General features: G+C 58.2%; 19 protein-coding genes. 15 read left to right on the top strand and 4 right to left on the bottom strand.

What is annotated here, in order from left to right; genetic code table 11:
• The first annotated feature begins 5 nt into the window (after window positions 1-5).
• The 6 genes from tsaB (at window position 6) to groL (ending at window position 4,696) form a co-directional block, all read left to right on the top strand.
• Window positions 6-641: a tRNA (adenosine(37)-N6)-threonylcarbamoyltransferase complex dimerization subunit type 1 TsaB gene (gene tsaB, locus WG915_RS04775; protein WP_339564239.1), complete on the top strand. Its 636-nt coding sequence runs from the start codon at window positions 6-8 to the stop codon at window positions 639-641.
• Window positions 638-1,090: a ribosomal protein S18-alanine N-acetyltransferase gene (gene rimI, locus WG915_RS04770; RefSeq protein WP_339564238.1), complete on the top strand. Its 453-nt coding sequence runs from the start codon at window positions 638-640 to the stop codon at window positions 1,088-1,090. The genes tsaB and rimI overlap by 4 nt, the downstream gene beginning before the upstream one ends.
• Entirely contained in the window at window positions 1,087-2,100 is a 1,014-nt protein-coding gene (gene tsaD / locus WG915_RS04765; RefSeq protein WP_339564237.1) for a tRNA (adenosine(37)-N6)-threonylcarbamoyltransferase complex transferase subunit TsaD, read from the top strand. Before rimI ends, tsaD begins: the two co-directional genes overlap by 4 nt.
• Before the next feature lie 97 nt (window positions 2,101-2,197).
• The gene (locus WG915_RS04760; protein ID WP_339564236.1) at window positions 2,198-2,617 is read left to right on the top strand and encodes a hypothetical protein; all 420 of its coding nucleotides are present in this window, start codon (window positions 2,198-2,200) and stop codon (window positions 2,615-2,617) included.
• A gap of 165 nt (window positions 2,618-2,782) precedes the next feature.
• A complete protein-coding gene (gene groES, locus WG915_RS04755; protein ID WP_339564235.1) occupies window positions 2,783-3,076 on the top strand; it encodes a co-chaperone GroES in 294 nt (97 codons plus the stop codon).
• A gap of 6 nt (window positions 3,077-3,082) precedes the next feature.
• On the top strand, window positions 3,083-4,696 hold the full coding sequence (gene groL, locus WG915_RS04750; protein ID WP_339564234.1) for a chaperonin GroEL: 1,614 nt from the start codon (window positions 3,083-3,085) through the stop codon (window positions 4,694-4,696).
• Between the two features lie 55 nt (window positions 4,697-4,751).
• Here groL and WG915_RS04745 read toward each other — a convergent pair whose 3' ends face one another.
• Entirely contained in the window at window positions 4,752-5,051 is a 300-nt protein-coding gene (locus WG915_RS04745; protein ID WP_339564233.1) for a WhiB family transcriptional regulator, read from the bottom strand.
• A gap of 299 nt (window positions 5,052-5,350) precedes the next feature.
• On the opposite strand from WG915_RS04745, the gene WG915_RS04740 reads away from it, so the two are divergent.
• Both WG915_RS04740 and WG915_RS04735 read left to right on the top strand, forming a co-directional pair.
• Window positions 5,351-5,914, top strand: a complete 564-nt coding sequence (locus tag WG915_RS04740; protein ID WP_339564232.1) for a sigma-70 family RNA polymerase sigma factor — start codon at window positions 5,351-5,353, stop codon at window positions 5,912-5,914.
• The gene (locus WG915_RS04735; protein ID WP_339564231.1) at window positions 5,914-6,744 is read left to right on the top strand and encodes a hypothetical protein; all 831 of its coding nucleotides are present in this window, start codon (window positions 5,914-5,916) and stop codon (window positions 6,742-6,744) included. Before WG915_RS04740 ends, WG915_RS04735 begins: the two co-directional genes overlap by 1 nt.
• Here the strand turns inward: WG915_RS04735 and WG915_RS04730 are convergent.
• The gene (locus tag WG915_RS04730; RefSeq protein WP_339564230.1) at window positions 6,741-7,109 is read right to left on the bottom strand and encodes a DUF5319 domain-containing protein; all 369 of its coding nucleotides are present in this window, start codon (window positions 7,107-7,109) and stop codon (window positions 6,741-6,743) included. The two genes, WG915_RS04735 and WG915_RS04730, sit on opposite strands and share 4 nt — an antisense overlap.
• Window positions 7,110-7,191: 82 nt before the next feature.
• On the opposite strand from WG915_RS04730, the gene guaB reads away from it, so the two are divergent.
• The 3 genes from guaB to guaA all read left to right on the top strand — a co-directional run bounded on the left by guaB (window position 7,192) and on the right by guaA (window position 11,711).
• Window positions 7,192-8,718, top strand: a complete 1,527-nt coding sequence (guaB, locus tag WG915_RS04725) for an IMP dehydrogenase (protein ID WP_339564229.1) — start codon at window positions 7,192-7,194, stop codon at window positions 8,716-8,718.
• 12 nt (window positions 8,719-8,730) lie between these two features.
• Window positions 8,731-9,873: a GuaB3 family IMP dehydrogenase-related protein gene (locus tag WG915_RS04720; RefSeq protein WP_339564228.1), complete on the top strand. Its 1,143-nt coding sequence runs from the start codon at window positions 8,731-8,733 to the stop codon at window positions 9,871-9,873.
• A gap of 281 nt (window positions 9,874-10,154) precedes the next feature.
• The gene (guaA, locus tag WG915_RS04715; RefSeq protein ID WP_339564227.1) at window positions 10,155-11,711 is read left to right on the top strand and encodes a glutamine-hydrolyzing GMP synthase; all 1,557 of its coding nucleotides are present in this window, start codon (window positions 10,155-10,157) and stop codon (window positions 11,709-11,711) included.
• 115 nt (window positions 11,712-11,826) lie between these two features.
• Here guaA and WG915_RS04710 read toward each other — a convergent pair whose 3' ends face one another.
• Window positions 11,827-12,789, bottom strand: coding sequence for a PspC domain-containing protein (locus tag WG915_RS04710; RefSeq protein ID WP_339564226.1), 963 nt, complete (start codon window positions 12,787-12,789; stop codon window positions 11,827-11,829).
• A gap of 73 nt (window positions 12,790-12,862) precedes the next feature.
• Between WG915_RS04710 and WG915_RS04705 the strand changes: the two genes are divergently transcribed.
• The 4 genes from WG915_RS04705 to WG915_RS04690 all read left to right on the top strand — a co-directional run bounded on the left by WG915_RS04705 (window position 12,863) and on the right by WG915_RS04690 (window position 16,985).
• Window positions 12,863-14,029: an ATP-binding protein gene (locus tag WG915_RS04705; protein ID WP_339564225.1), complete on the top strand. Its 1,167-nt coding sequence runs from the start codon at window positions 12,863-12,865 to the stop codon at window positions 14,027-14,029.
• A complete protein-coding gene (locus tag WG915_RS04700; protein ID WP_339564417.1) occupies window positions 14,029-14,676 on the top strand; it encodes a response regulator transcription factor in 648 nt (215 codons plus the stop codon). Before WG915_RS04705 ends, WG915_RS04700 begins: the two co-directional genes overlap by 1 nt.
• A 128-nt stretch (window positions 14,677-14,804) precedes the next feature.
• Complete coding sequence (locus WG915_RS04695; RefSeq protein ID WP_339564224.1) at window positions 14,805-15,479, top strand: hypothetical protein; 675 nt, start codon at window positions 14,805-14,807, stop codon at window positions 15,477-15,479.
• 9 nt (window positions 15,480-15,488) lie between these two features.
• A complete protein-coding gene (locus WG915_RS04690; RefSeq protein ID WP_339564223.1) occupies window positions 15,489-16,985 on the top strand; it encodes a Y-family DNA polymerase in 1,497 nt (498 codons plus the stop codon).
• Here the strand turns inward: WG915_RS04690 and WG915_RS04685 are convergent.
• Window positions 16,982-17,593, bottom strand: a complete 612-nt coding sequence (locus WG915_RS04685; RefSeq protein WP_339564222.1) for an AMIN-like domain-containing (lipo)protein — start codon at window positions 17,591-17,593, stop codon at window positions 16,982-16,984. The two genes, WG915_RS04690 and WG915_RS04685, sit on opposite strands and share 4 nt — an antisense overlap.
• Between the last annotated feature and the right edge of the window lie 218 nt (window positions 17,594-17,811).

The following is a 17,811-nucleotide window of genomic DNA, read 5'->3' as shown; positions in this document are numbered from 1 at the left end:
AGCCCGTGCTAGTCCTCGCAATTGATACCTCCACATCCACTGTTGTCACCGGCCTCGTTGAAGACGGCAAGTCGGTAGGTGAAAGCATTCTCGAAAACTGCCGTGATCACAATGAACAATTGGTCGCGGCGACTCAACGCGCACTTAGTGCGGCTGCTAAGCAATTTAGCGATGTGGACGCCGTAGTGGTCGGCGCTGGGCCCGGGCCTTTCACCGGCCTGCGCGTCGGTATGGCCACCGGTCTAGCATTTGCTGATGCTTTAGGCATTCCGGTGTACGGAGTGTGTTCCCTCGATGCTATTGGGGTTCAGCTTCCTGGAAAGGCACTGGTGTGTACCGATGCGCGTCGCAAAGAAGTGTATTGGGCAAGGTATGAAGACGGTGCTCGCGTTGCAGGTCCGGAGGTCAGCGCCTATGCGGACATCTCGACGGCTGGTTTTGATGCAGTGAACATGCCAGAGTCGGTGCGCACACACCTCGCTGGCACTCATGATCTTTATCCCACTCCGGTGGCATTGGTCGGGTTGGTAGATTTCAGTGTGGCTCCTGAGCCCCTGATCCCGCTTTACCTGCGTCGTCCTGATGCTAAGGAGCCGGCGTCTAAACCTAAAAGCCCAGCTATCCCGGATGTGCAGCTGTGATTCGCAAGCTAGAGGTGGCAGATGCGCGGCGCTGCGCGGAACTAGAACAGTTGCTCTTTCCAGGGGATGATCCGTGGTCAGAAGCTGCCTTCATGCAGGAGTTTCAGCAGCCCAACAATCACTATGTGGGGTTTGAAGACGCAGGCCAACTGGTTGGCTATGCCGGCCTGAGCTTACTTGGGACTCACGAAGATCCCGAGTTTGAGATCCATACCATTGGCGTGGATCCTGCTAGCCAAGGCGAGGGGATTGGGGGCCAGCTCATGGATCAATTAATGCACGTTGCTGACCTTATGCGGGGACCGGTGTTTCTTGAGGTTCGCACAGACAACGTTCCAGCAATCAAAATGTATGAAAAGTACGGTTTCAGCAACATTGGAATCCGTAAGAATTATTACCAACCATCAGGCGCGGATGCGTACACGATGAAACGGGAGGCCCAGCAATGATCATTCTTGGAATCGAATCCTCCTGCGATGAGACCGGAGTGGGCATCATTGAGTTGCTGGACGGCCAGATGACGGTGCTTGCAGACCAGGTTGCCTCATCGATGGAGCAGCATGCGCGTTTCGGCGGGGTGGTCCCGGAGATTGCTTCGCGTGCGCACCTGGAGGCCATTCGTCCGGTGATGCAGGCGGCGTTGGCCGAGGCGGGGATTGATAAACCGGACGTTGTTGCGGCCACCGTCGGCCCTGGGCTGGCTGGTGCGTTGTTGGTGGGGGCTAGCGCGGCGAAGGCCTATGCGGCTGCTTGGGGGGTGCCGTTCTACGGAGTGAATCACCTCGGCGGGCACGTAGCGGTGGCGAACTTGGAGGGCGAGCCTCTTCCACATGCGATCGCATTGCTGGTCTCGGGCGGACATACGCAGCTTCTTGAAGTCACCAGTGTCGGTGCGCCCATGCGCGAGTTGGGTGCGACGCTTGACGACGCCGCCGGCGAGGCCTACGACAAAGTCTCACGACTACTTGGCCTGGGTTACCCGGGTGGCCCGATCATTGACAAGCTGGCGCAGCAGGGCACTCCAAACATCAAGTTTCCCCGGGCCATTCCGCATTCTCTCGACTTTTCCTTTTCAGGTTTGAAAACTGCAGTAGCGCGCTTTGTCGAGGCTGCAGAACGGTCAGGGGAGCAGATCGTTGTAGCCGATGTGTGTGCTTCCTTCCAAGAGGCGGTGTGCGATTCTTTGACCAAGAAGGCGGTAGCCGCGTGTAAAGAGACCGGTGCGAAGGTGTTGTTGCTTGGCGGTGGAGTAGCTGCGAACTCTCGGCTGCGGGAGCTGGCTGCGCGGCGATGTGCTTCTGCAGGGATTGAGCTGCGGGTGCCTCGTTTCAAGTACTGCACGGATAATGGTGTCATGATCGCTGCACTGGCTGCCCAGTTAATTCATGAAGGTGCGGTGGCATCTGCAATGACTGTTGGATGCGATCCTGCGCTCGAGGTTGAAGTACCGCTTGTCTAAATGAACAGTTAGTTAAGTGAGCGCAAATATTGGGTAAACCCATGTATGATGATATCCAGTAATTGCAATCCCCTCTTTAAGTATTGGGAGAGAAGAAATGACCCTCGGTTACTTGGTAAACCCTGATCTGACTAGTCGTAAGATCGAATTCGAGCTGGAGCAGGCAGCCCAATTCTTGGGACGTGTTGAAAGTGACCGTGTTTCTGTAGCTTTCCAGGAGGATGGGACTGCGTTGGCGGCACTGTATTCGCCAGATGCTCGCGAAGATGGTTCGGAGCCTAACCCGGTTGCTTCCATGGCTCGAAATGAAGCTGCCACTGGTAACTCTGCGTTCTATACCGATCCGACTACCGCGATTTGTGGCCCTGTTATTTTCGTAGGCGTTGCGGGCGAGGATATTAGCGATGCTGATATTGAACGGGTTGAGCATGGGATTCGCGCGGCTCGTAACTACCGTGCGGACGAGCCGGAGGACTTTCAGCTCTGGCGAGATGCCGTCATTAACCTGCACTCTTAATAGCTCTGCCGGCCAGGAACGATGGCCGGTTTTTTATTGTGTTGAGAGCTGGCACTCCTAAGGGTAGAGTGCCAGTAGGTTGTTTAGAACACAGTTGTTCACCCGCGACGACGGCTGTGCAGGCATCGCAACCGGCACATCTCATACTCATAAGGAGCTTTAATCGTGGCAAGCATCAAGCCTTTGGAAGATAAGATCCTCGTCCAGATCAACGAGGCTGAAACCACCACTGCGTCTGGCCTGGTCATTCCAGACTCCGCCAAGGAGAAGCCACAGGAGGCAACTGTTATCGCCGTGGGCGCTGGTCGTTTCGACGAAGACGGTGACCGCATCCCTATGGACGTCAAGGAAGGCGACATTGTCATCTTCTCCAAGTATGGCGGCACCGAGATCAAGTACCAGGGTCAGGAGTACCTCATCCTGTCCCAGCGTGACGTGCTTGCTGTCATTGAAAAGTAGGGGCCAATGCCTAAACTCATCGCATTTGACGAAGACGCTCGTAAGGGCATCCAGGCTGGCGTCGACGCGCTTGCCGACGCCGTCAAAGTAACCCTCGGCCCACGTGGCCGAAACGTGGTTCTAGACAAGGCGTTCGGTGGCCCTACCGTCACTAATGACGGCGTCACCATCGCCCGCGAAATTGACCTCGAGGAGCCGTTCGAGAACCTCGGCGCTCAGCTGGTGAAGTCGGTGGCGGTGAAGACCAATGACACCGCTGGTGACGGCACCACTACTGCAACTTTGCTCGCGCAGGCACTGATTCAAGAAGGCCTGCGCAATGTAGCAGCCGGAGCCAACCCGGTTGAGCTCAACCGCGGTATCGCTGCTGGTGCAGAAAAGGTTGTGGCACTGCTCCAAGAGCGTGCTGCCGATGTCTCTTCTGCGGCGGAGATTGCCAACGTCGCTACCGTGTCCTCCCGCGATCCTGAGATCGGCGAGATGGTCGCTGGCGCAATGGACAAGGTTGGCAAAGACGGTGTAGTCACTGTGGAGGAATCCCAGTCGATGGAGACCGTTCTTGACATCACTGAGGGTGTGTCCTTTGACAAGGGCTTCCTGTCCCCATACTTCATCACTGACGTTGACACGCAGCAGGCGGTACTCGACGATGCGCTGATCTTGTTGGTTCGCAACAAGATCAGCTCCCTGCCGGACTTCCTTCCGGTGCTGGAAAAGATCGTTGAGTCCAGCAAGCAGGTATTGATCGTCGCGGAAGACCTTGATGGTGAGCCACTGCAGATGCTCGTGGTCAACTCGATTCGCAAGACTCTCAAGGTCGTCGCTGTGAAGTCGCCGTACTTCGGTGATCGCCGCAAGGCCTTCATGGATGATCTGGCTGTGGTTACCGCTGCTACCGTCATTGACCCAGAGGTCGGCATCAACCTGAATGAAGCTGACTTGGGCATGTTTGGTTCTGCCCGTCGCGTCACCGTGACCAAGGATCAGACCATCATTGTCGACGGTGCTGGCACTGCTGAGGCCGTAGAAAACCGGCGTGAGCAAATCCGCCGCGAGATCGAAACAACGGATTCCACCTGGGACAAAGAAAAGGCTGAGGAACGCCTCGCCAAATTGTCTGGTGGTATCGCTGTCATCAAGGTGGGAGCAGCGACCGAAACCGAAGTGAACGAACGCAAGCTTCGTGTGGAGGACGCGATCAATGCGGCCCGTGCTGCGGCCCAAGAAGGCGTCATCGCTGGCGGCGGCTCTGCACTGGTGCAGATCGCTGAAGAGCTGAAATCCTATGCTGAGCAGTTTGAAGGCGATGCAAAGGTGGGCGTGCTCGCACTATCCCGCGCGCTTGTGAAGCCGGCTTACTGGATTGGTGCGAACGCGGGTGTCGACGGCGCAGTCGTCGTTGCACGTACCGCAGAGCTGCCTAACGGTGAAGGTTTCAACGCTGCGACGCTCGAGTATGGCAACCTGCTGGAGATGGGCATCATTGACCCAGTGAAGGTCACCCACTCGGCAGTAGTGAACGCTACTTCGGTGGCCCGGATGGTGCTGACGACGGAAGCATCTGTCGTCGAAAAGCCAGCGGAGGAAGCTCCGCAAGCTGGGCATCACCACCATCACTAATTGCTGTGACGGCAAAAGCCACCCATCGTTTTAAAAGGCGATGGGTGGCTTTTTGTTATACAACCATGCGACGGTTGCCGCGGCGAGGGCGCAGGAGCATGTCACGTTCGGACTCGCTCAAGCCACCCCAGATGCCATAAGGCTCGGCAACTTCGAGTGCATGGCGACGGCATTGGGTCAATACGGGGCACTCGCGACAAATCGCCTTTGCGCGGTTCTCACGCTGCGTGCGGGCGCGACCACGCTCGCCGTCTGGGTGGAAGAAAACTGCGGAGTCTTCGCCTCGGCAAGAGCCGTGAAGCTGCCAATCCCAAAAGTCTGCGTTCGGGCCTGGAAGCTGGCTAGGCTGCGGCATGGGACTTCCTCCTGTGTCTGGAATTTTCGGTACGCCAGTGAATCTTGAACGCCTTGGGTAAACAACTGGTGTCGAAACAGATGAACTGCAGTTGACACGCAAGGTTTGCGGAGGGAAAAACTTGTCGCTATCAGTGGCAATGCGCGTAGATTAACTGTAGGTGAACTTTTTCCTATCGGCCTGATTGGTCACAATTTGGTGTCGGACGCCAGTCAAATGTGAAATATTCTTAAAAGTCGCGTAACAATGATCTGTCGGACCCATGTGTATGGGAGATCAGAATCGAAAGGCGTATTTAGGTGAATGACTTCGAACGGGAGCTAGCGGAACTGGTTCCGCTTGCAGCCGACGGAGATCGTCGGGCGCTCCAACGAGTCATCTCGATCATTCACCCGCCGATTTTGCGGTATTCCCGTGCCCGCGTTAGTGGTGGCAAGCATCCCACCGCAGATGACGTTACGCAGGAAGTCCTACTTGCTGTAGCAACCTCGATTGGCAACTATGTGGATCGCGGACGGCCGTTCATGGCCTTTGTATACGGTATTGCGTCGAATAAGGTGGCAGATGCCCACCGTAGTTTTGCTAAAGATCTTTCCAATCCTACTGATGAAGTACCAGATTCCGTACAAGACCGCGATACTCCCGAGGAGTTTGCGCTGGTCAGCGATGGTAGTAACAGAGTGCGTGAACTTCTCGATTCATTAAATGAGAAGGCACGAGAAATCGTAACACTACGGGTTTTTGTTGGTCTTTCGGCGGAAGAAACCGCCGAAATTGTAGGAAGCACCCCGGGAGCCGTCCGAGTCGCTCAGCATCGAGCACTGGCGGCGCTCCGGAAGCAATTGGATGGGCAGGAAAAATAATGACCGATCGTCGTGATGAGAAAGGCACCACCGAACAGTTCCATGAGCTGTTCGGCACCGACGCCTTTCTCGATGACCTTTCGCGCGGCGTCGATCCTAGCGACGGAGCCGATCCGCTAGCCGCGATGATGCTGGAACTGCATCGTGAGGTCAACGCACCGATTCCGAATGCGCCTTCCTTGGATGAGCTTCTGCCAGCGGCTCCAGCCGTCGCTTCGCTGGACAAACAACGGCGTCGTCGGGTGAGCCCGTGGATGGCCAGCCTAGTTGGCGCCGCTGCCGCAACGGTGCTCCTCGCTGGCACGGGTGGTGCCATCTACAATGCGGATCCATCCTCGCCATTGTGGGGTGCCAAGACTGCCGTATTTGGCGGGCATGCAGCAGTGGTTGATTTGGCCAGTGCCTTGGATGAGGTTGACAAGCGCCACGCAGAGGGCGATGTCGAGGGTGCGATGCGTGTGCTTGAACAAGCTCGGATACTCGCGGATGCGGTCAACTCTCAGGATCGCCAATCCACGCAACGGGCAATCAATGAGCTCGAAGCACGTATCGTCGAGGTGGAGACCACCGTCACTCAGAGTGTCCCAACCACCGCAACCTCGGTTGCTGTAGAGACCTCCGTTGCCACCACCACCGAAAAAGAGCCTGTGATCCAGCTGCCACCAGTGATTGTGACTGAGGTAGAAACGGTCACGGTTACCGTGGTTCAGCCACCTACTGCGCCGGAAACCTCAGGGACAGTGACGCCACCTACCACGGTGACAACCACGAAGTCTCCTACCGGTGAGCCGACCGAGGTCACCGGTACCGCAACGCGGCCGATGCCTTAACGAGCGTTGAACCCGTCCAAGTAACCTAAGCAGTAATCCCAAGGCACATACGCATCAACGTCAGGGTGCGCGCTGGGTTCATGGACGGGACTTTGCTCTCCGCTTAGCAAGGAGCGCATGTTGTCCTTCATGATCTCCCAGTTGTAGTAGTGCGGTTCCTCACAATCTTCGCAGAAGAAGAAAATTCCTTGGACTCCACGTGGCTCCAAAGCCGCCTGAAACTTCTCCAACAGGGTGAGATCTTCGAGGACGTGTGCGCGTTCGTCAACTGTGAGCGGAGGGAAGTCATCGTCCGGCTCCAAGAACGACGCCGGGTCGTTTGGGTCGTCCGCAAAAGGGTCGAGTGGCATTCCATCAAAGTTCACAGAGCAAACCTTACCGCGATTTACCCTAAATGCCGGCAAAGCACTACTCTAGGTATCAATTGACGGCTTTGAGGAGGGCTTTATGATGAACAATCAAGTTGCGACTGGTGGAGAAGATCCAAACAAGGTAGCGCTAGTGGGGCTGACCTTTGACGATGTCCTGTTGATCCCGGACGAGTCGAACGTAATCCCATCCGACGTGGACACCTCGAGTCAGCTGACGCGGGAGATCCGCCTGAAGACTCCTATCGTGTCCGCTGCTATGGACACTGTCACCGAAGCCCGCATGGCAATCGCCATGGCTCGGCAAGGCGGCATGGGCGTGCTGCACCGCAACTTGTCTACCGACGATCAAGCCGAACAGGTAGAAATTGTTAAGCGTTCCGAGTCCGGCATGGTGACTAACCCAATCACTTGCTCCCCGGACATGAGCATCGGTGAAGTGGATGCGCTGTGCGCTCGCTTCCGTATCTCCGGCCTTCCCGTCGTTGACATGGACGGCAAGCTCGTCGGTATCTGCACCAACCGAGACATGCGTTTCGAGCAGGACATGAGCCGTCGTGTCGCTGAAGTCATGACTCCAATGCCTCTCGTCGTCGCAGAAGAAGGCGTCTCCAAGGAAGAAGCACTGAGCTTGCTGTCCACCAACAAGGTGGAGAAGCTCCCGATCGTCGATAAGCAAGGCAAGCTCGTCGGTCTGATCACCGTCAAGGACTTTGTAAAGACCGAGATGTACCCGGACTCCTCCAAAGACGGCTCCGGTCGACTGCTCGTCGGCGCAGGTATCGGCACGGGTGCGGATTCCTGGTCGCGTGCCGGAGCGCTTGTCGACGCCGGCGCTGACGTGCTCATCGTAGACACCGCGCATGCCCACAATCGTGGCGTACTTGAGATGGTGTCCAAGGTAAAGCAAGGTTTCGGAGACAAAGTACAGATCGTTGGCGGCAACTTAGCCACCCGTGGCGCTGCTCAGGCGATGATTGAGGCTGGCGCAGACGCAGTAAAGGTCGGCATCGGCCCAGGCTCCATCTGCACCACCCGTGTTGTTGCAGGTGTGGGTGCTCCGCAGATCACCGCGATTATGGAGGCCGCAGTCGTCGCTAAGAAGGCGGGCGTTCCTATCATCGCCGATGGCGGCATGCAGTTCTCTGGGGATATCGCCAAGGCACTGGCAGCCGGCGCTTCCACTGTAATGCTCGGCTCGATGCTCGCGGGCACTGCTGAATCCCCAGGCGAGATCGCAGTGGTCAACGGCAAGCAGTACAAGATGTACCGCGGCATGGGCTCGCTTGGCGCGATGCAAGGACGTGGGCTCACCGGCGAGAAGCGTTCCTATTCCAAGGACCGCTACTTCCAGGCTGATGTTAAGAGCGAAGAAAAGCTCGTACCAGAAGGCATCGAAGGACGCGTGCCATTCCGCGGCAGCATCGATTCCATCCTGCACCAGTTGGTTGGTGGCCTCCGCGCTGCCATGGGCTACACCGGTTCCGCAACTGTTGAAGACCTACAGAATGCTCGCTTTGTCCAGATCACGGCCGCTGGCCTCCGCGAGTCACATCCTCATGACATCCAGATGACCGTCGAAGCACCTAACTACTACCAGCGCTAGGAAACACCCCCAATGCGAGACATTGTTGAAATCGGCATGGGCCGCGAGGCCCGCCGCGCCTACGGCCTAAATGACATCTCTATCGTCCCTTCGCGTCGCACCCGCTCCTCCAAGGATGTGGATACCACCTGGAACATTGATGCCTACACGTTCCAAATCCCATTCATGTCCCACCCGACGGACGCGCTAGCGACTCCGGAGTTCATCATCGAGATGGACAAGCAGGGCGGCATGGGCGTCATCAATGCCGAAGGTCTCTGGGGACGGCATGCCGACCTCGCCGGCACTATTGCTCAGGTGGTAGCGGCCGCAGGCGAAGAACTGCTTTCTACTGACATCCTCAATTCCAAGGCGATCGCGCTGCTGCAGCAGCTGCATGCTGCGCCGTTGGACGAAGAACTGCTTGCTGAGCGCATCGCTGAGGTTCGTGCCTCTGGTGCCACCGTTGCGGTGCGGGTTTCCCCACAGCGGGCACACGCTCTCGCCCCAGTGGTGATCAAAGCCGGCGCTGAACTGTTGATCATTCAGGGCACGCTGATTTCCGCCGAGCATGTGCAGGCAGACGGTGAACCGCTGAACCTCAAGGAATTCATCGGCAACCTTGATGTGCCCGTCATTGCTGGTGGGGTAGGCGACTACACCACGGCTATGCACCTGATGCGCGCCGGAGCGGCAGGCATCATCGTCGGTGGCGGAGACAATACCAACGCCTATGCGCTTGGCATTGAGACCCCAATGGCAACGGCCATCGCTGATGCAGCAGCTGCTCGACGTGACTACCTTGACGAGACCGGTGGCCGTTATGTGCACATCATTGCTGACGGCGAAATTGAGTCTTCCGGCGACGTCGTGAAGGCCGTCGCCTGTGGCGCAGACGCCGTAGTGCTGGGTGCGCCACTCGCTCAAGCAGCAGAAGCTGCCGCTCAGGGCTACTACTGGCCTGCCGTTGCCGCTCATCCGCGTTTCCCACGTGGTGTGGTTACGGCAGAAAACCTCGAAGAGCAACCGCTGCCGTCCTTGGAGACTGTCCTGCATGGGCCATCCACGGATGCCTTCGGCCACCTCAACTTTGTGGGCGGCCTTAAGCGCGCGATGGGCAAGTGCGGATACACGGACCTGAAGAGCTTCCAAAAGGTCTCGCTGGCACTGCGCTAGTTCACCGGGCTAGCAATATTATGCGTTGAGTTCTCGGAGCAAATCAAAGCTTCGGGTACTCAACGCATTTTTTCATTGTGAATCGCTACCACGGTACTGACCCACTGCATACTGGGGCAGCTTGTGCCCTGATCTTGTTTGGCTCTGTAGCTAAAGATTTCTCACTAATGCTTTGTTTGTGGGGCGCGGACAGAACGCCGCTTTGGTACACGAGATTCTGCGCCGAAAATACGTCGAAGGTGAATCGCGCCCACACGTGCACGTGGGATAGACTTTGGGGCGTGAATCCGCAATCTCAACGCCCAGTACTTGTCGTCGACTTCGGCGCCCAATATGCACAGCTCATTGCGCGCCGCGTGCGTGAAGCCCGGATCTACTCCGAGGTCATTCCGCACACCGCAACCATCGAAGAGATTAAGGCCAAAGATCCGCTGGCCTTGGTCCTCTCCGGTGGGCCTTCCTCCGTTTATGAGGAGGGCGCTCCCAAGATCGACGAAGCTATCTTCGAGCTTGGTTTGCCTGTCTTTGGCATCTGCTACGGCTTCCAAACGATGACCCACGCAATGGGCGGTACGGTGGCCAACACCGGCAACCGTGAATACGGCCGAACTGACATGACTGTCTCCGGTGGTCTCTTGCATGAGGGCTTCGAGCAAACCCACAAAGTGTGGATGTCACACGGCGATGCAGTGCATGAAGCCCCCGCCGGCTTCACTGTCACCGCTTCTTCCGCGGGCGCGCCAGTGGCAGCGTTTGAATGTGTAGAAAAGCGTATGGCTGGTGTGCAGTACCACCCAGAGGTGCTACACAGCCCGCATGGCCAGGAAGTGCTGGTTCGTTTCCTCACCGAGATCGCTGGTCTGGAGCAGAACTGGACGGCGGCTAACATCGCGGAGGAGCTGATTGCGGCTGTCCGTGAGCAGGTCGGCCCAGAAGGCCGTGCTATTTGTGGTCTGTCTGGTGGCGTCGACTCGGCCGTGGCAGCGGCTTTGGTGCAGCGCGCAATCGGCGACCGGCTGACCTGTGTTTTTGTTGACCATGGTCTGCTGCGCGCTGGCGAGCGTGAGCAGGTAGAGACTGACTTCGTGGCAGCGACCGGCGCCCGCCTCGTCACTGTGCATGAGGCGGATGCCTTCTTGGCTAAGCTCGCTGGTTTGACTGATCCAGAGGCGAAGCGCAAGGCTATCGGCGCCGAGTTTATCCGCTCCTTCGAGCGCGCCGTGGCCTCGGTACTTGAGGGGCAGGAAGTTGGCTTCTTGGTGCAGGGTACCTTGTACCCGGATGTGGTTGAGTCCGGCGGTGGTGCGGGTACCGCTAACATCAAGTCTCACCACAATGTGGGCGGGCTGCCCGATGACGTCGAGTTCAAGCTCGTCGAGCCGCTGCGCGCACTGTTCAAGGACGAGGTCCGTGCCGTCGGTCGTGAGCTCGGCTTGCCGGAGGAGATTGTTAACCGCCAGCCATTCCCAGGGCCTGGCCTTGGCATTCGCATTATCGGTGAAGTGACCCAGGAGCGCCTCGAAACTCTGCGCGCTGCAGACCTGATTGCACGCACCGAGCTCACCGCGGCTGGGTTGGACAATGAGATTTGGCAGTGCCCAGTTGTGCTGCTTGCCGACGTCCGTTCCGTTGGTGTCCAAGGCGATGGCCGCACCTACGGCCACCCAATTGTGCTGCGCCCAGTGTCCTCCGAGGATGCAATGACCGCAGACTGGACCCGCCTGCCTTACGACGTCCTAGAGAAGATTTCCACCCGCATCACCAATGAGGTACCTGACGTTAACCGCGTGGTGCTGGATTGCACCTCTAAGCCTCCAGGAACCATCGAATGGGAGTAAACATCAGCTAGCTATCGGATTAGCAGTGGTGTACTAAACCGCTTGGGCATCGTCATTCTCAGAATGCCCAAGCGGTTTTTGGTTGCTGGAGTGTCTTAAAGGGCGGGGTAGTTTTCTAATCCACCGTTACTTGTCCGATACCGCTGTCGATCTTGATGGTGAGTACCTTGCCAGGGCCTTCGTTGTGTAGTCCTGGGGTGCAGTTTGAATCCCCGAGACCGGTTTCGCACTCAAGCTTGGTTGGTACTTCCTTGGGGAGTCGGATTTCCACATTGCCGATGCCACTATCTACCTGCACGGTGCGGTTTTCCGTTAGTGGTGCGAGGTCAGAGAGATCGAGGGTCAGGTTGCCGATGCCGTTCTCGTAGGTGTCCTGCAGCTGGGACTCGTTGCTAACTACTGAGGTGAGGTTGCTAGCGGAAGTGTGGAAATCGGTATTGGTGACTGCCGTAACGAGGGCGAGCACCGCAATGGCACCACCAATCCAGAGCCACCCATGCGACTTCTTTTTAGGGGCAGGTGCTGGTGCGGGGCCTGGTTCGGGTAGATCCCAGAGGGCCGGCACTGCGCCGAGTGGGTCCCATGCTGGTGGGGTGGGTGTTTGGAAACCTTCTGCCGGCCCCACGTCGGCATAAGGAGTGGTAGGCGTCTCTGGCTGCTTAGAGTGCAGGTAGTACCAGACCGCGAAGGCTAGGGCCAGGGAGACCAGTGTGGAGCCACTGACTAGGTCGCCGCTGCCGCTGGTAGCACTAAAACCGAAGACTATCAGCGCTGCAAGGAGCCACCAGCCGGTGTTTTTCTCGTGTTGGTATTCCTCCCCAGAGTTTTTCAGTACCGCTTCAATGGGGGAGAGCTCCATGGAGTAGCGAGGCATGATCAGCCAGGCGACTAGATAGACTCCGAGGCCACCGCCAACTAGACCGGCCGCTACGAAGAGTATTCGGATGAGTGTGGGATCGACCTGGTATCGGACCCCGATACCTTCGCAGACACCTGCGACCTTAGCGTTGCCACCTTGGCTGCTAGGGATACGTGTTGGGCGGGATTCCCACATGGCATTGATTGCTTGTGTGTTCATACTCTTAGTGTGGCGTGGCGAGGAAAAGAAAACATCGGGGGAAACCCGGATTTCTTTTCCTCAGGGTCATGCGATGATTGGTCGCATGATGTATCCGAAGTTTTATCGGCCGAAGACCCGCGTCGTTGGCGGCGTGGCGTCTGGCCTTGCCGTGCATCTGGGCGTAGATGTGCTGACTGTGCGCCTCGCGCTGCTCGTTTCTTCCTTGTTCGGTGGCATGGGCTTGCTGTTCTACATGGCTACGTGGATGCTGACCAAGCCGACTCCGCCGGGGCTGGAAGCGGAGATCCCTGAGAACACCTCCACCCCGCGCATCGTCAACATGGGCTTTGTGGTGGTTGGTATCGCTGCTGCCTTGTTGAGTTTTTCTTTGCTCACCGGTTTTGAGGGATCTGCGTTGATCCCAGCCTTGGTGGTTGGTGTGGGTGCCTTGGTGGTGTGGCGCGCCTATGACCAGGGCGTGGAGTCTCTGGCTAAGCCTAAGAACGCGTTCTCTATCATCTCCGGTGTTTCTTTGGTGTTGGCAGGCGTGTTCCTAGTGGCGGTGAATTGGGCTGACCCCGCGGTGTTCGGGGCTACCTTTGCCGCGGTGTTGATTACGTTCGCGGGCGCGGCGGTGCTCGCAGTGCCGCTCCTGCTGCGGATGTGGCAGCGGGTAGTGGAGGAGCGGGATGAGAAGACTGTTGCGGCTGAGCGGGCAGAGATCGCTTCGCGGCTGCATGATTCGGTGCTGCAAACACTGGCGTTGATCCAGAAGCGTGCCGGCGATGAGCAAGAGGTGGCGCGTTTGGCTCGCGGTCAGGAGCGAGAGCTGCGCCAGTGGCTTTTCGACGGCAAAACCGCCTCTACTAGTACCGTTACCCAGGCCCTGGAACTGGCAGCAGGTGAGGTGGAGGACATGTTTGGTATTCGCATCGCTCCGGTGACGGTCGGGGATGCCCCTATCACTGATGCGACTCAAGCCGCAGTGTTGGCTGCACGTGAGGCGATGGTAAATGCTGCCAAGCATGCGCAGGTATCTACTGTGGATGTGTATTCCGAGGTGTTCGGTGACGTGGAGATCTTCGTGCGTGACCGTGGCGTTGGTTTTGATCCGAAGGACGTGGATGGCTCGCGCCACGGTCTGTGCGATTCCATTTTTGGCCGCGTGGAGCGCGCGGGCGGTAAAGCAGAGCTGAAGACGGAGCCGGGTGAGGGCACAGAAATCCACATCACAATGCCGGTAGACTCGGAGACATGATTCGTGTCTTTCTTGTCGATGATCACTCCGTTTTCCGTGCCGGGGTCCGTGCGGAGATTTCTGCGCAGGTGGATATTGTCGGCGAGGCCGGTGGGGTAGCGGACGCTATTGCGGGGATTGTGGCGACGAAGCCAGACGTCGTTTTGCTTGATGTGCACATGCCCGATGGTGGTGGGCAGGCTGTCATCGCAGGGGCGCCAACTCCGCGCTACTTGGCGCTGTCTGTTTCGGACGCTGCGGAAGATGTGATCTCGGTGATTCGGGCTGGTGCGCGTGGGTATGTCACTAAGTCCATTAATGGAGCTGAGCTTGTCGACGCCATTCGCCGTGTCCACGATGGAGATGCCGTATTCTCGCCTCGGCTGGCTGGCTTTGTTCTTGATGCCTTTGCTGCCCCGGACTCCCATGCGGGTGCTGGCGTGGTGGATGAGGCCGCAGAGCAGCCGGAACTGGTAGATGCGCTTACGCGTCGAGAACTTGAGGTGCTTCGCTTGCTTGCTCGTGGCTACACCTACAAGGAGATTGCTGCTGAGCTGTTCATTTCTATTAAGACGGTGGAGACTCACGCCTCGAATATTCTGCGCAAGACGCAGCAGTCGAATCGCTATGCGCTCACACGGTGGGCGCAGCGTTATGACTTGGCGTGAGGTTGTGCTGTTTTTCTCACTCCGCAGGGTTGCTGTGAGCTAGATTTTTCCAGCTCAAGTGACAAATTCGGCGCAGGGCCTTGGTGATCCGGTTGAACTGAGCCGACAATTCCGCAATACTAGAACGCATGTTGGGAACAGGCGTTCGAAAAGAAGTGGGGATGGATCTTTCCGGGCTTAGCCGGCAAGAGCGCATCGTCGCGCTTCGAACGCGGATGGAAGCGGTGGGGGCTGCTCCAGCTCCAGAGGTGACCTCGGCGGATGTTCTCCCTGTGCCGCGGGGGCTGGATCTGCAGCTAGCCCGCCAAATGGTGTGTCAGGTCAGTGATACTCCCGCGTTTATTGTAGAGCTGATTCGGGCAGTGGTGGCGGACAATAACTTTGTGGCCATCGTTGGCTGGCCGGAGTTATTGCTTGCGGAACTGCAGTGCGGTCTCGAACGTATTGTCGCTGTTCCGGATCCGGGGCCCGATCCACTGAATACGGTAGCCGTGCTCACTGAGGGGATGGATCTGGTGCTCTATCGCACGGAGGTGCCTTTGGAACTTTCTCCGGTACGGGCGCGTCCTTTGTTGGGCAAACTGCGAAAGTCTCATGCTGTCCTGCTGCTAGTGAATGTGCGAGTGTCGTCGCCACAGCTCAGCATCACGGCGCGGGTGAGTGACTATCAGGGCATTGGCCCAGGGGTAGGGCGGATTCGTGGCATGAATATGACGGTGCATATCGTCGGGAAAACTGGTGTTACTACCCAAAGCTTGACTGTGGGCAGTGTGTCGCAGAAGCCGCAGCTTCGGGTGGTTTAGGTGCGGGTCATGGCGGTATGGTTTCCCGATTGGCCCCCGCATGCCGCTGGCGTAATGGCAGTGACTCAGGATCATCGGGTGCGCGCTTGCACTGCCTCCGCCCGTGGCAAAGGGGTGAAACGTGGCATGCGGGTGCGGGAGGCTCAGGCATTGTTCCCGCAGCTCACGATCGCTGAATGGGATGAGGATAGGGATGCGCGTGAGTTTGAGGTGGTGGTTTATGGGCTGGGGGAGGTCGCTGCAAGCGTCGAGGTTTTGCGGCCGGGGCTTGCGCTTATCGACGCCGGTGCTGCTGGCCGCTTCTACGGCAGTGAGGCCCGCGCCGTGCAACTGTTGGCGGATGCGGCTGCGCTGAAAGGCGTGGATTGCATGGTCGGGGTGGCAGATGACATTGCCACCGCGGTGATTGCTGCGCGCATCGGGGCGGTGGTGGCTCCTGAGGGGAGTCAAGCCTTTTTGGCTAATCAGCCACTGGCCCTACTCATGGCTGAAGAAGCGCTGCACTGTGACGCGGATACTGTTCGAGCATTCCGCACGCTGGGCATACGTGTGCTCGGAGAATTGGCTGCGCTGCCAACATCGGCAGTGGTGACGCGCTTTGGCAGGGCGGGCTTGCGTTGTCAACGTATTGCGCAGGCCCGCGAGGATCGTAAGGTGGCGCCGGAGCTGCCGACGAGTGAGTTGCGAGTGGAACTTACTCCAGAGGAGCCGATCACCCGTGTGGATGAGGCGGCGTTCCTTGCACGCACACTAGCGGTGACTTTGCATGGGAAACTGCAGCGCGCCGGGGTGATCTGCCAGCGCCTTAAGGTGATCGCGGTGGCGGATACGGAGCTGGCGCGGGTGTGGCGCACGCGGGAACCGTTGACGGAATCGGCGACAGCGGATCGGGTGCGGTGGCAGCTCGACGGCTGGCTCACGAGTAGACAGATCCCAGAGATTACTACGCTGGCGCTCGAGCCGCTTGAGGTGAGCGTTCCTGTTCATGACCAGGGGTTGTGGGGAGCCTCCGATGACAAGGCGGCGCAGGCGCGTCGCGTGATTAATCGGGTGCAGTCCTTGCTGGGGACGGATGCGGTATTGCAGCCGCGAGCTACTGGCGGACGTGGAGCAACAGAACAGGTGGAGCTGGTGCCTTATGGGGAGGAGGTTCCGGAGCGTCGCCAAGCGGGGCCGTGGCTTGGGGCGTTGCCCTCACCGCTCCCGGCGCGCGCCGCCAGTCACCCTGCCTCGGCTATACAGCTAGTGGATGCTGCTGGGGATCCGGTTTTTGTTAGGGCGGACGCGGTCCTCAGCGGGGATCCGGTCTGGGCGGTGCAGGGCGCGCGGCGGTGTGCCGTGCTGGGATGGGCGGGGCCTTGGCCTATCGACGACCGGTGGTGGGAGCCTGACGCCGCGCAAAAATATGCCCGACTCCAATTGGTGGTAGATCAAGCAGGCGCCCAGCGCGCCTTCTTGCTGGTGTGGTTGGCGGGGCGGTGGCGGATAGAAGCTAGCTATGACTAGCTTTGCTCAAAGTCGATGACCAAGCGTTTGGGGTCTTCCAGGAAAGCTACAGAATAGGGACGCCGATCGCCTTTGAGTCCGATGACGAACTGGGAGCGGCCTTCAAAAGTTCCACCGGATACCACTTCGACCACGGCGGGGCCTTCGCCTTTAACGGGGGTGAGCTCAGGGTCTGGGATGCCTACCTCGAATGGGTAAGTGGTGCCGTCAATGTTGACGTTAAGGAAAGAGTCACCGCTGACCTTTAGATCGAGCCCGCTAGCTTGCTGCTGTGGGGTGGTGGTGTAGTCAACATGCCAGCCAGGTGTGCCCTCGCCGGCGAGCTCGATGACCACGCGATCAAAATTCTGGTGTGCTCCGGCGCGCATCGCAGTGGGTACCAGCTTCGCGGGTGCTTCGGCGCGCTGCGTCTTCATCGTGGAGTTGGTATCCCCGAGTGGTTGGATTGCGGAGGCGCTGTTGCTTCCGTCCGCGCTCAGAGATTGTTGCTGGATTTGGGTGGGCCCACCCGAAGATGTCTGATTGGAGCCACAGGCAACAAGGCCAGCGGCGAGGCCGAGGATGGCAACAACCGAGGAACTGCGGACGACACGGGTGAGGGCATTCATGCTTTTACCGTAGCTAGAGTCGCGGGAGAAATGAAGCCAGATTTGAAAATCGTTGCAGAACATTAATAACAACCGCCCCATCAGCAACAGTTGAACTGCTCCCCATTAGTTGGACTGAGAAATCAGTTTCCGACTAGTGGGGAGTTTTTCTTTTGAGAGCACGAAGTTCGTTGAGTCAGGTACAGCGGGAGCAGCTCGTTGAGTTATTTGAACAGGGG

Source organism: Corynebacterium sp. H128 (assembly GCF_037482625.1).
GTDB lineage: Bacteria > Actinomycetota > Actinomycetes > Mycobacteriales > Mycobacteriaceae > Corynebacterium.
This window is presented reverse-complemented; position numbering and strand designations above follow the sequence as displayed.